13 protein-coding genes are annotated in these 12,494 nt (G+C 69.1%); 10 read left to right on the plus strand and 3 right to left on the minus strand.

Going from position 1 to position 12,494, the window contains the following annotated elements:
- The first annotated feature begins 377 nt into the window (after positions 1–377).
- The 7 genes from RIE08_15350 (at position 378) to RIE08_15380 (ending at position 6,319) form a co-directional block, all read left to right on the plus strand.
- Positions 378–638 (plus strand): DUF4160 domain-containing protein, encoded by a 261-nt coding sequence (locus RIE08_15350; protein MEQ8718984.1) that lies wholly within the window; start codon positions 378–380, stop codon positions 636–638.
- Positions 635–892 (plus strand): DUF2442 domain-containing protein, encoded by a 258-nt coding sequence (locus RIE08_15355; protein ID MEQ8718985.1) that lies wholly within the window; start codon positions 635–637, stop codon positions 890–892. Before RIE08_15350 ends, RIE08_15355 begins: the two co-directional genes overlap by 4 nt.
- Before the next feature lie 186 nt (positions 893–1,078).
- A complete protein-coding gene (locus RIE08_15360; protein ID MEQ8718986.1) occupies positions 1,079–3,658 on the plus strand; it encodes a molybdopterin-dependent oxidoreductase in 2,580 nt (859 codons plus the stop codon).
- Positions 3,649–4,701, plus strand: a complete 1,053-nt coding sequence (locus RIE08_15365; protein MEQ8718987.1) for an amidohydrolase family protein — start codon at positions 3,649–3,651, stop codon at positions 4,699–4,701. Before RIE08_15360 ends, RIE08_15365 begins: the two co-directional genes overlap by 10 nt.
- Entirely contained in the window at positions 4,698–5,696 is a 999-nt protein-coding gene (locus RIE08_15370; protein ID MEQ8718988.1) for an LLM class flavin-dependent oxidoreductase, read from the plus strand. Before RIE08_15365 ends, RIE08_15370 begins: the two co-directional genes overlap by 4 nt.
- A gap of 84 nt (positions 5,697–5,780) precedes the next feature.
- On the plus strand, positions 5,781–6,017 hold the full coding sequence (locus RIE08_15375) for a hypothetical protein (GenBank protein ID MEQ8718989.1): 237 nt from the start codon (positions 5,781–5,783) through the stop codon (positions 6,015–6,017).
- The gene (locus tag RIE08_15380) at positions 6,014–6,319 is read left to right on the plus strand and encodes a hypothetical protein (GenBank protein ID MEQ8718990.1); all 306 of its coding nucleotides are present in this window, start codon (positions 6,014–6,016) and stop codon (positions 6,317–6,319) included. Before RIE08_15375 ends, RIE08_15380 begins: the two co-directional genes overlap by 4 nt.
- Positions 6,320–6,362: 43 nt before the next feature.
- Here the strand turns inward: RIE08_15380 and RIE08_15385 are convergent, their stop codons facing one another.
- Complete coding sequence (locus RIE08_15385; protein ID MEQ8718991.1) at positions 6,363–7,058, minus strand: hypothetical protein; 696 nt, start codon at positions 7,056–7,058, stop codon at positions 6,363–6,365.
- A 114-nt stretch (positions 7,059–7,172) separates the two neighbouring features.
- Here RIE08_15385 and RIE08_15390 point away from each other — a divergent pair, with 114 nt between their 5' ends.
- The 3 genes from RIE08_15390 to RIE08_15400 all read left to right on the plus strand — a co-directional run bounded on the left by RIE08_15390 (position 7,173) and on the right by RIE08_15400 (position 9,748).
- On the plus strand, positions 7,173–8,624 hold the full coding sequence (locus tag RIE08_15390) for an amidase (GenBank protein ID MEQ8718992.1): 1,452 nt from the start codon (positions 7,173–7,175) through the stop codon (positions 8,622–8,624).
- 13 nt (positions 8,625–8,637) lie between these two features.
- Complete coding sequence (locus tag RIE08_15395) at positions 8,638–8,862, plus strand: hypothetical protein (protein MEQ8718993.1); 225 nt, start codon at positions 8,638–8,640, stop codon at positions 8,860–8,862.
- Between the two features lie 67 nt (positions 8,863–8,929).
- Positions 8,930–9,748, plus strand: coding sequence for a DM13 domain-containing protein (locus RIE08_15400; GenBank protein ID MEQ8718994.1), 819 nt, complete (start codon positions 8,930–8,932; stop codon positions 9,746–9,748).
- Positions 9,749–9,775: 27 nt separating this feature from the next.
- Here RIE08_15400 and RIE08_15405 read toward each other — a convergent pair whose 3' ends face one another.
- Together RIE08_15405 and RIE08_15410 are read right to left on the minus strand one after the other, a co-directional pair.
- Complete coding sequence (locus RIE08_15405; GenBank protein MEQ8718995.1) at positions 9,776–10,840, minus strand: IMP dehydrogenase; 1,065 nt, start codon at positions 10,838–10,840, stop codon at positions 9,776–9,778.
- A gap of 78 nt (positions 10,841–10,918) precedes the next feature.
- Entirely contained in the window at positions 10,919–12,493 is a 1,575-nt protein-coding gene (locus RIE08_15410; GenBank protein MEQ8718996.1) for an NAD(P)/FAD-dependent oxidoreductase, read from the minus strand.
- Position 12,494 lies beyond the last annotated feature (1 nt).

A 12,494-nucleotide genomic window follows, 5' to 3' on the forward strand; every position in this document is an offset into this window, starting at 1 on the left:
TGACCAAGGCCGACGAACGCCTCGACGACCGAGGCCGCTCGAAGCTCGTGGGCCTGTTGGACGCGGGCGATCCCCGCGGCGAAGTCCGCATGGCCTGGCACGCCAAAGAAGTCGTCCGGTCGATCTATGACATCGACGACCCTTTGGCCCAGCGAGAGTGAGTTTCTGCAGGTCACGCAGTAGAACCAGCAGATTCAACAGATAGTCCAGATTCGAACCGGGGTGTGAAAGCCGTCCCTCACGGTCCACGGCGTTGCGCTTAAGGCAACGTTCCGGCTGGTAGCAGCGCTGTTCAGGTTTCGGGTCGCTCGACCCGACCGCGGGCGCTCCGGAGGAGCTCTCCCGTCGGTGTCGGACCCCGTGAGTACGTTCGAACCGTGCCCCGAATATCAGCGTTCTACGGGATCGTGATCGCGATGTACTTCGACGATCACCCGCCTCCACACTTCCACGCGAAGTACGGAGCGCATGAGGCTCAGATTGAGATCGTGACCAGCGAAGTGCTGCACGGCGAGCTACCGCGCCGCGCCCTCAACCTCGTAAGGGAGTCGACAGCATTGCACCGGGCCGAACTCGTGGCCGACTGGGAGCGCGCCGAGCGCGACGAACCGCTGGTTAGCATTGACCCACTGCCATGACTCCCTATGAGATCACTGCCGTCGAACACCTCGGCGGATATCGCCTTCGGCTGACATTCGCCGACGGCCTAACCGCCGACGTCGATCTCTCTGACCGGTTCACGGCGCCGCGAGGCCCCATGTTCGAGCCACTGCGGGACGTCGAGTACTTCGCAAAGGTCTCCGTCGACCGCGAGCTCGGCACCATCGTGTGGCCGAACGGCGCTGACCTTGCTCCGGACGTCCTCCATGAACAGGCGCTCAGCCTCACCTGAACTGAGTGCCATTAGCTCCACTTCGAGCGACGAGAACGCCGGGGAAGCCACGACAGAGACGACCCGAGGCGAGTCGTCGACGCAGCTCGATTCCCGGCGGCTCGTCAGCGACCCGTGAGACGTTGTTCACATGATCCATCGTGTCTCGCCGCCGAGGGTGGGCAGGGGTTCGCTTATGCTCCTCCCATGACCACCTTCACCTTGAACGGGCGGTCGGTCACTGTCGCCGACGGCCACGAACACCTCCTCGCGGCGCTGCGGGACGAACTGCGCATCATCTCCCCCAAGGACGGATGCTCGCCGTCGGGCCAGTGCGGATGCTGCGCCGTGCTCGTGGACGGCAAGGCCCGCGTCGCGTGCCAGACCTCCCTGGACAAGACCGAGGGCTCCAACATCACCACGATCGAAGGGATGGACCCTCTCGAACGCGAGCGCTACGCCGAGGTCTTCGCCGCCACCGGCGCTCTGCAGTGCGGGTTCTGCACCCCGGGCATCGTCATCCGCACCAAGGCTCTGATCGACAAGAAGGGCGACGAGCTCACCCGCGAGGAAGCGTCCCGCCACCTGGGCGGACACCTGTGCCGCTGCACCGGCTACGTGAAGATCCTCGACGCCGTGGAGGAACTCGCCCGGCCCACAGGCCTCGCCCGCCCGGAGCTCCCCGGCGGCATCGGCACGCGGGGGATGCGTTACGAGGGCTGTGACCTCGCCCTGGGTTTCCGTCCCTACATCGACGACATGACCCCCGACGGGTGCCTGCACGCAGCGCTCACCCTCGCCGAGCACGCCCGGGCCGACGTCGTCGCCATCGACACCTCAGCAGCGGAAGCCGTCGACGGGGTCGTCCGCGTCCTGACTGCGGCCGACATCCCGGGCGAGTTGCGGGTCGGCCTCATCCACACGGACTGGCCGGTGATGATCCCCGTCGGCGGACGCACCTCCTATCTCGGCGACGTCCTCGCGGTGGTGGTGGCGAAGGACCGGCCGACCGCACGACGCGCCGCGCAACTCGTCGACGTCACCTACGACGTCCTTCGCCCGATCACCGACCCGGTGCGGGCCATCGACGACACCGAGGACGCCGTCTGGGGACTCGACGGCAACGTGTTGTCCCGCTCCGTCTACGCCCGTGGCGACTTCGACGCCGCGCTCGCGTCCTCGACCCACACGGTCACCGAGACCTTCCAGACCCAACGCATCGACCACGCCTTCCTCGAACCGGAGTCCACGCTGGCCGTCCCCACCGACGGCGGCGGTCTGTACGTCTATTCGGGCGGCCAGGGCGTGTGGGACGACCGGAACCAGATCGCCTCGGTACTCGGGATCGACACCTCGAAGATCACCGTGGAACTCGTCTCCAACGGCGGGGCCTTCGGCGGCAAGGAGGACATGTCGAACCAGGCGCAGACGGCCCTGGCCGCGTACCTGACCGAACTGCCGGTGCGCTGCACGCTGAGCCGCGAAGAGTCGTTCCTCATCCACACCAAGCGCCACCCGATCCGCATCGAGATGTCCGCCGGCTGCGACGCCGACGGGAAGCTCACCGCTCTGCGGGCACGGATGATCGGTGACTCCGGCCCGTACGCGTCGGTCGGCATGAAGGTCCTCGAACGGGCGGCCGGGCACGTCTCGGGCCCCTACGTCGTCGCGAACATCGACGTCGAGGCGATCGCCGCCCGCACCAACAACCCGGTGGGTGGCGCGTTCCGCGGCTTCGGCGCCAACCAGGCCCAGTTCGCGATGGAAGGGGTCATGGACCGCCTCGCCGCGGCCGTCGGCATCACCGGCTGGGAGATGCGCAACCGCAACGTCGTCAGCCCCGGCGTCGTGTGGGGGCCGGGCCAGATCATGGACGACGGGTGCCTCGGCGCCCAGGCCTGTCTGGATGCGATCAAGCCCGCCTATGACGAGGCCCGTGCCGCCGGCAAGCCCGTCGGCCTCGGACTCGGCCTCAAGAACTCCGGGCTCGGCAACGGCTTCAAGGAGATCGCCAAGGCGGTCGTGCGCTTCGAGGCCGACGGCACCGTGGAGGTCCGTCACTGCTGGACCGAGATGGGCCAGGGCGTGCACACCGTGGCCCTGCAGGTGGCCGTGGAGGAACTGGGCGTCGCGGCCGAGAAGGTCCGCGTCGTCGTCGACACCACCCGTGAGCTCGGCGCCGGCCAGACCACCGGCAGCCGCGGCACGCTCATGGGCGCAGGTTCGGTGGCCGCCGCATGCAAGGCCGCCATCGAGGGTGGTCGTGAGATCGGTGTGGACTACGAGGGCGAGTACCGCGTCGACTGGACCAACTCGTTGTCCGACGACGTCGAGAACCCGATCATCCACTCGACGTTCGGCTACGCCGCGCAACTCGTCATCGTGGACCCCGACACCGGTGAGATCGAGAAGGTCGTCGCCGCGCATGACGTCGGCCGGGCCGTCAACCCGTTGCTGTGCGAGGGTCAGATCGAAGGATCGGTCCACATGGGTCTGGGCTACGCACTCTCCGAGGGCTTCCCCGTGGACGAATCCGGGCGCCCTGCCAACGACACCCTGCGTGCGCTCGCCATCATCCGACCCAAGGACATGCCACCGGTCGAGGTGATCCTCGTGGAATCCGCCCAGCCGGACTCGCCCTACGGGATCAAGGGCGTCGGCGAGATCGGCCTCGTCCCCACCGCGGGCGCAGTGGCCGCGGCGCTCGCCGCCCACGACGGGCAGTGGCGCACCGAGTTACCCATGGCCAACGACGCCAACCGCGAGCGGGCCTCGGCGTGGACCTGAGCGCCCTGCCCCCGGACACCACCCCGGGCCTGGTCTGCTCCCATCACCACCTCTACTCGGCGCTCGCCCGGGGTATGCCGGCCCCGCCGCGCACACCCGCGGGTTTCGGCGAGATCCTCGAACTCGTCTGGTGGCGCCTGGACCGGGCCCTGGACCTCGACATCCTCGCGGCGTCGGCCCGCCTCGGCGCGCTCGAGGCTCTGGAGCGTGGGTGCACGGCGATCATCGACCACAACGAGTCGCCGAATGCGATCGAGGGATCCCTCGACGTCATCGCCGACGCGTGCGCAGAAGTCGGCGTGCGGGTGTCGTGCGCGTACGGCGTCACCGACCGGCACGGACCGGACGGGGCGAAGGCCGGCCTCGCCGAGAACGAGCGGTTTCTGCGGGCCGGCGGTCACGGCTACGTGGGCGTCCACGCCGCGTTCACCTGCACCGACGAGACCCTGGAGGCCGCGGCCGGCCTGGCCGCCGAACTGGGCGTCGGCGTACACATCCACGTCGCCGAAGGTCCCGACGACGCCGGTGCCGTCGAACGACTCGCCGGGCTCGCCACCGACGACTGGCTGATCATCCACGGCGTCGGCCTCCCCGACGACCACGGCATCGCGGGCACCATCGTGCACAACCCGCGTTCCAACATGAACAACTCGGTCGGCTACGCGCGCCCCACGCGGTTCACCAACCCCGTCGCGCTCGGCACCGACGGGATCGGCGCCGACATGTTGGAGGAGTTCCGCCTCGCCTACGTGAAGCTACGCGAAGTGGATGTGACCGCGTCGCCGGACGCGCCGTGGGAGTGGCTGTCGACCGGCTGGGACCTCATGCCAGCCGCCCGCGCCGACCGCGTCCGTTGGACCTACGAACCGATGGACCCGTGGCGACTCGCGTTCAGCCCCGGCGTCTCGCCCACAGAAGTCACCGTGGACGACGAGGTCGTCTGGGCCGACGGTCGACCGACACGCGTCGACGCCGGCGAGATCCGCGCCCACGCCACCGAGCAGGCCGCGAGACTGTTCACCCGACTCGAGGAGATGCCGTGAAGCGAGTTGCTCTGTACCTGCAGGACGCCCACCCGATCCGTGACGCCATGGAGTACGCCGCATACGCGGAGGAGAAGGGCTTCGAGGCCGTCTGGCAGGCCGACTCGCGCCTCGTGCGTGAGGCCGTCGTCCCCATGGCCGCATTCGCCGCCACGACCGAGACGATCAAGATCGGCTCCGGCGTCGTCGACTGCTGGACGCGCAACCCGGCCCGGCTCGCGTCCACGTTCTCGACCCTCGACGACCTCGCCCCCGGCCGGGTCATCCTCGGGATCGGCGCGTGGTGGGAGCCCCTCGCCACGAAGGTGGGAGTGGACCGACGCAAGCCGCTGAAGGCGATGCGCGAGATCGTCGAAGCCGTGCGGGCGCTGCTGGGCGACGAGCACGTCACCTACGACGGCGAGTTCGTGCACCTCGACGGGGTCGAACTGGACTACGTCCACCAGGAGCGCCGCCCCAAGGACGTGCCCATCTACATCGGGGCGACCGGCATGAAGATGATGGAGCTCACCGGCGAGATCGGTGACGGCGTCGTCCTCAACTACCTCGTCTCGCCGTCCTACAACCGCAAGGCGATGGACGCGCTCGAACGGGGTGCGGCGAAGGCCGGCCGTTCGGTCGACGACCTCGACCGGCCCCAGCTGGTGGTCTGTTCACTCGACGAGGACCGTGACGCCGCGCTCGACGCCGCCCGCCTGCTCGTCACCCAGTACCTCGGCCAGCAGCCCCACATCATGGCGGCATCCGGTGTGCCCCAGGCGCTGCTCGACGAGATCGGTCAGGTACTGACGTGGCCCGCCAGCCACGACGAAGTGGTCGCCGCGTCGAAGCTCGTGCCCGACGACGTCGTCCAGATGATCTGCGCAGCCGGCTCGCCCGACGAGTGCCGCGAGAAGGTCCAGCACTACATGGACAACGGCTGCACGTGCCCGATCCTGTACCCGCTCGGCCCCGACGTCCGCCTCATGATCGACACCTTCGCCCCGTCCAGCTGACAATCGCCCGCCAGGGCACTCTGGGTGGCGCCTGATAGCGTCAAGAAACATTGACGTCACTGTGCTTCCATACGATCCGCTTCCATGGACATCGAGCCGAGCGCGCGCAAGCACAGCGTGGCCGATGACGACATGCTCCACGCGATGCGACACCACTGGCGTGCCTTCGAGACTGAGGACAGCGACGTGACGATGTACATCGGACCGGCCATGACCGGAGAGCCACTCGAGATCGGCCTCGTGTCGGATGCCGACGGAGCGGCGTTGATCCACGCAATGCCGGCCCGGCGGAAGTTTCTGGAGGGTTGGTGGACCCCATGAGCACGACACGCTCCGATCAGGCGCGGAACCTGGAGAAGTGGGCAGCGACAGTCAAGCCGGGAGATCTCATCGTTGCCGACACCGACGCCCTTCAGACGATCGCTGCGCTCGTGGACCAGCGGGACGCCATCGATTCGGCACTCGTTGCTGCTGTGGGGGCCGCAAGGGAAGCCGGCCGCTCATGGTCCGAGATCGGCGTGATGCTTGGCGTCAGCAAGCAGGCTGCACAACAGCGCTACTCCTCGAAGCTGCCAGCTCCCGTCGGGGACGGCAGGCGCCCACCTGAAGGACGAAGGACATGATGGAGGCGCTCGCCCTGCGGCCGAACCGACCCCGACCAGCTGATCACCCAGGTCCCGAACGACGGCGACCCTCGTCCACGATCCAGTCGACCCGTGAGTCCGGACGGACCTCGACAGCCTCCACCCGCTGATCGGCGAGGAGGAGATCGGCCAGATCATCTCCGCAGGCGATGTACAGCTGCTCGAGGTCGTACTCCCTGCTGACGACCCACTCGCGGCCGACCGGCCACCAGTGCTCGGGCTCTTGCAAGTTCGGACATGGCCGCTCAGGCCTACACAGCTGGCTTGCGGTCCTAGTCGCCCCATCGACGTCCATTGCTTTGGACCGGACCACGACGGGTGGATCCACGTTCATCTGGATCACCGCACCGAGGTCCCATGAGAAAAAGTAAGGCCCCGGAGCCGCTCGACGCAGAAGCTCGACCACCGGAGCGCGTGTTTCCCGGTCCTCTCGACAGAAGAGATCTACGCCGTCGCCGCCGGGCCTCCACGCCGACTTGAACTCACCCGCGATGACCTCTGGGTAGAAGTCAAGCCCGGCCTCATCCGTTAGTTCTCGCCACGTGCGTGGAGTAGCGGGGCCGGCATCCTCTCCCGGCAGCCATGGGGGGAGGATCCTCACGAACCGCGAATAGCTGACGGGCACGAGTTCACGGACGAAGTGCCGCCGATCGGACCCTGCCGGAGCGAGCCCGACCGCGAGCCAATCGAACTCCTCGGGTGGGACGACTTCCGCCATAGGCATCTCCGCCACAATATTCGCCAGACCGGCCTGGGTATCCGGGATTCCGGACACCCAGGCCGCCCGTACGGGGGCGGAAGCTTCAGGACACCCGCGAGTAGTCTCGATTTCGTGAGTGATGCACGAGGCGACGACATCCTCGGCCGCCACGACGCCGTCTCCCTCGCACAGATGGTCCGCTCGGGCGAGGCCAGCCCGGTCGAACTGGTCGAAGCCGCCATCGCCCGGATCGAGGCGCTCGACGCGCATGTGAACGCCGTGATCCACCGACGCTTCGAACGCGCCCTCGACGAGGCCGCGTCGCCCGATCTCCCCGACGGGCCGTTCCGGGGCGTGCCGTTCCTCCTCAAGGACCTGTGGCCCACCTCCGCCGGGGACCCGTTCCACATGGGGGTCCGCGGGCTCGCCGAAGCGAACTACGTCCACCCCGAGGACTCGAACATCGTCCGTCGCTACCGCGAGGCGGGGTTCGTCATCTGCGGCCGGACGAACACACCCGAACTCGGTCTGCTGGCGACCACCGAGCCGCTGGCTTACGGCCCGACCCGCAACCCGTGGAACACCGACTACAGCCCGGGCGGGTCGTCGGGCGGTGCGGCCGCAGCGGTCGCGGCCGGGATGGTTCCCGCGGCCAACGCGAGCGACGGCGGCGGCTCCATCCGGATCCCCTCGGCGATGTGCGGCCTCTTCGGGCTCAAGCCCTCCCGTGGCCGCGTCTCGATGGGACCGCTGCTCGACGAGATGGGACTGTCGGTTCAACACGCCCTCACGCACACGGTGCGCGACTCGGCCGCGATCCTCGACGCCACCGCCGGGCCATTCCCCGGCGACGGCGTCATCGCGCCGGCCCCGACCACGCCATTCGCCGAGGAGGTCGGTGCCGACCCGGGCAGGCTCCGCGTCGGACTGATGGCGGAGCTCCCGCGCTCCATCGAGACCGAGGCGCCGTGCGCGGCAGCGGCTCGCGCCGTCGCAGCAACACTCGAAGCCCTCGGCCACGACGTCACGGAAAGCCACCCGCCTGCCCTCGCAGACGACTCATCGGCGGACGCGTTCATGACGCTGTGGGGCGTCAGCACCGCGGCCAACCTCCGCCTCGTCAGCACACTCCTGGGCCGTGAGGTGACCGAAGACGACGTCGAGGCGCCCACCTGGATCGCTGCGCAGAGTGCTCCGTCAGTGACCGGCGATCAGGTCCTCGCCGCCCAGGACGCGATGCACCGCTTCCGTCGGGAGACGGCGCAGTGGTGGGCCGACGGCTTCGACCTCCTCGTGTGCCCGACCACGCTGCGCCCACCGCCGCAGATCGGCGAACTGACCGGAACCGACGACAATCCGCTGCGTGGAGCGATCGGCTCGATCCCCTACGGGGCCATCACCGCGCCGTTCAACGTGACGGGACAACCGGCGATGTCGGTCCCCGGCCGCCGCACGGCTGCGGGGCTCCCCGTCGGTGCGCAGATCATCGCCGCCTACGGGCGCGAGGATGTGTTGTTCCGTGTGGCTGCCCAACTCGAAGCCGAGATCCGCTGGGCCGACGAGCGGGCGCCGCTACACCCCTGATCGGAGACACGCCGTGGGATACACCGCGAGGCAAGAAGACGAAGACGCCCAGCCCTACGAGTTCGGCGGGCTGTGCCCCGTCTCGCTGTCGAAGGGATTCGAAGTGGACGGCGACCCCGACATCACCACGACCCACGACGGCCGCGCTTACGCGTTCATCGCAGACTCCGCCCGCACGACCTTCCTGGCCGACCCCGACGCCGTGCTCGACGTGGCCCGGGCCGCGTACGAAGGATGACCGAGCGGGCCCGGAAGTTCCGACCCGACCTCGGGAACTCAGCTGGCCGCACCGCCGTTGAGACACCGTGACCTCGACGACCCCACCCCCGACTCTCGACCCTTCCGGCGCCGACAACGACTCCCGACGCCCCGGAATCATCTCCCGCTTCGGCGGTTTCCTGCGCCGACAATGGCGCTGGATCGTGCCCGGAACCGCCGTGGTGATCGCCGGCCTCGCCTGGCTCGCGTTCGGCTACTTCGGCGTCCACACCCTCTTCATCGACAACAAGGTGGACGAGGACGGGCCCGTGTTCGCCAGCGGCGCGGTGGCCGACGCCGACACCGTCGACGACGATGCCCCTGACACGGCGCCACCGGTCACCGACGAGGCACCCGCGGCGCCAGACACGCCCTCCGACGAGGAACCCGCAGAACCCGACACGCCCGCGGAGGAAGCACCTGGCGACGAGGAACCCGCCGACGCCGCCCCGCCGGCCAGCGAGGAGCCCGCTGATCCGGACCCACCCGCTATGGAGGAGCCGGCCGAACCCGAGATCGTGACCATCTTCGAGGGCAGCTTCACCGGCCTCGGCCGCTACTCGGTCGAAGGCGAGATCGTCGTTCTCAACGACGGCAGCGAACAGCGCTTCCTGCGGTTCCCGGACCTGAACGCGGACAACGGACCGGACCTGAACGTCTACCTGAGCGCCGCTCCGGCCGACGGCCCCGCCGACGCCCTCGACGACGACTTCATCGACCTCGGCGACCTCAAGGGCAACATCGGCTCGCAGAACTACGAGATCCCGCCCGACGTGGACCTCGAGCGCTACGGAACCGTCGTCATCTGGTGCGTCCGCTTCAGCGCCGGCTTCGGTGTCGGCGCCCTCACACCGCCCGCCGCCTGACAGGCGTCCCCGCCGACCAGGCCGGCCTCAGCCGGTCTGGGTTGCGTGGGGTGAGTTCTCACGGATACCCGCGCCGGTCACCTGGATGAACGCCGCGTTCGCGCGGAAGGTCGCCAGGTCGGTGGCGTCGAGATAGCTCATCGAGCTCTTCACCCCGGCCATCAACTGGCCGACCACCTGAGACACCTGGCCCTTGTAGGGGACGGTCCCCTCGACACCCTCGGGGGCGCGGTGCTCGAAGTACTCGTCGTCGAGTTCCTCGCCGGCGCGCCGGGCTCGGTGCTCGACGGCCTCACGCGAGGCCATCCCCCGAATCCGCTTCACGAGCCCCCGTGACGTGGACTCGACCTCACCGGGGCTCTCCTTGGTCCCGGCGAACAGCGAACCGATCATGACCGTGTCGGCGCCGACGGCCAGGGCCTTCGCGATGTCACCGGACGTCTTGATGCCGCCGTCGGCGATGATCGGAACACCCACGTCGGCAGCGACCACGTCGCTGAGCGCGGTCAACTGGGGCACGCCGACGCCCGCAACGAGGCGGGTCGTGCACACACCGCCGGGCCCGACGCCGACCTTGATCGCATCAGCACCCGCCGCCGCGAGATCCACGGCCCCGGCTGCCGTGGCCACGTTCCCGGCGATCACGTCGACATCGGCGAACGTGTCCTTGAGGAGCTTGACGCCGTCGATGGCGTGGTCAGCGTGGCCGTGGGCGATGTCGAGGACGAGGACGTCCGCACCGGCGGCCACGCAGGCCTTGGCCCGATCCAACATGTCGTGGTCGGTGCCGACGGCCGCGCCCACCAGGTAGCTCGGATCAGCGGCCTTCACCCGCTCGATCTCCGCCGCGTGGGCGTGCGACGGTAGGAAGCGGTGGATGATCCCGACCGCGCCGAGACCGGCCAACGCCGTGGCCATCTCGTGTTCGGTGACGGTGTCCATGTTCGCGGCCACCACGGGCAGCGCGAGTTCGATGTTGCGGCTCAGACGGGTCGTCAGGTCGACCGTGCCGCGTGACCGGATGGTCGAGCGGCGCGGAACCAGAAGAACGTCGTCGTAGGTGAGCCCGAGCCGTAGGCCTTCGAGACCCATTGATCCCCTCCTGCCCGGCATCACAACCGGGCGGTCGTCATCGGTCCCGCCCGATCCGGGCGGAGCCGATGATTCACGCTACCGGTGCCGTTGCAGGATCACCGACGCGGCGTTGCGGCCCGACGCGCCCCAGATACCGGCTCCGGGGAAGGTGCCGGCCCCCGTGAGGTAGAGGCCCTCGACCGGCGTCTCATAGCGGGTCAGTTCGCGGTCGCGGCCCGCCAGCGCCGACAGGGGCGAACCCGAGAAGGACGGCGCGTAGCCCCGTGACATCGCGAAGTCACGCTCGTAGTCCACCGGGGTGACAACCCTCCAGTCCCGGATGGTCGCGGCGAAGTCGCCCTCGACCAGGGAGCCGTAACGATCCAGCCAGCGACGCGGCTCGCCTTCGGGGTCCCACCCACCCGCCAGCGAATACGGCGTGCCGAGGGCCTCCAGGGAGAATACGTGGCCACCTTCGGGACGCATCGACGCGTCGACCACGGAGGGCAAGTTGACGAACATGACCGGCGACTCCGGCACGTGGCCGGTGGCGACGATGCCGGGAGCGGCGCAGATCTCCTCGACCGGGGGACAGATGTAGGAGCTCGGGCGCAGCAGGTCATCGGGATCCGACACGGTGTCGGTGACCGGACCGAGGTCGCGGTAGCGGGGCAGCTCTTCGATGACGGCGTCGATCTTGGACTCGTAGCCGCCCGGCACGGGCCTCGCCGCCCACCGGTCTCGCAGCGCCACGACGCCGGCGGGAGGGTCACGTAGGAAGTCCACGAGGACCGCCCGGGGATCGCAGGCCCCCACGACGATCCCCGTCTCGATCACCTCCCCGGTGCCGAGTTCGACGCCGACGACACGATCGCCCGACGTCACGATCCGCGAGACCCGCGCACCGCAGCGCACAGAGCCGCCGGCCGCTTCGAGTGACCGTTGAAGTGCATCGGTGAGGGCACCACTTCCGCCGGTCGGTCGACCCACGCCGATCGCGTGGCGGAACGCGTACCCGAGCGCTCCGAGGCCCGTCCCCGGATCGGCCGGCGAGACCCCCCACACGGCCGGCCCCATGGCCATCAGCGGGCCGACGAGGGCGTCGGTGCTGAAGTACGAGCGGGCGACGTCGAGGGCTGACATCCGGGCGAACCTCGCCATGCGCACGGCACCCCGGAATCTGCGACCGGCCACCGAGCGCAGCGCGTTCGCCGGCGTCGGTAGCCGGGTGGCGACCTCCACCAGCAGCGCGGCCACCGGTGCCGTGTCCGCCACGTAGCGCTTGTACCCGTTCACTTCACCCGGGTGGGTCGCCGACAGGACGTCGAGTGTCTCGGTCACCGAGCGACGCACCGCCCACGGGGTCGAACCGTCCCAGAACAGGTTCACCATGTTCGGGTCGACGTCGAGGTAGGTCAGGCCGTGGCCCGCCAGATTCAGGTCCTCGGCGATCGAGGTGGTCCGGAAGAAGATGTGGTCGCAGTTGCAGATGTTGACCCGCGCGCCCACGGCGTCGACGGTCGAGGCGCAGCCGCCGACGGCCCGGCGGGCCTCGAGGACGAGTGGCCTCAGGCCGGCCCGGGCGAGATAGGCGGCACAGACCAGTCCGTTGTGTCCACCGCCGATGACGACGGCGTCGGGACCTCCGGACGGTCTGATCGACGGCGACATG

The sequence above is a fragment of the Acidimicrobiales bacterium genome, from assembly GCA_040219085.1.
In the GTDB taxonomy this organism is placed as follows: Bacteria; Actinomycetota; Acidimicrobiia; order Acidimicrobiales; family JAVJTC01; genus JAVJTC01.

What these genes read in the sequence shown, in the direction of transcription:
- RIE08_15355 (MEQ8718985.1), top strand. Translation starts at nt 635, where the DNA reads ATGACTCCCTATGAGATCACTGCCGTCGAACACCTCGGCGGATATCGC.
- RIE08_15360 (MEQ8718986.1), top strand. Translation starts at nt 1,079, where the DNA reads ATGACCACCTTCACCTTGAACGGGCGGTCGGTCACTGTCGCCGACGGC.
- RIE08_15375 (MEQ8718989.1), top strand. Translation starts at nt 5,781, where the DNA reads ATGGACATCGAGCCGAGCGCGCGCAAGCACAGCGTGGCCGATGACGAC.
- RIE08_15380 (MEQ8718990.1), top strand. Translation starts at nt 6,014, where the DNA reads ATGAGCACGACACGCTCCGATCAGGCGCGGAACCTGGAGAAGTGGGCA.
- RIE08_15385 (MEQ8718991.1), bottom strand. Translation starts at nt 7,058, where the DNA reads ATGGCGGAAGTCGTCCCACCCGAGGAGTTCGATTGGCTCGCGGTCGGG.
- RIE08_15405 (MEQ8718995.1), bottom strand. Translation starts at nt 10,840, where the DNA reads ATGGGTCTCGAAGGCCTACGGCTCGGGCTCACCTACGACGACGTTCTT.
- RIE08_15410 (MEQ8718996.1), bottom strand. Translation starts at nt 12,493, where the DNA reads ATGTCGCCGTCGATCAGACCGTCCGGAGGTCCCGACGCCGTCGTCATC.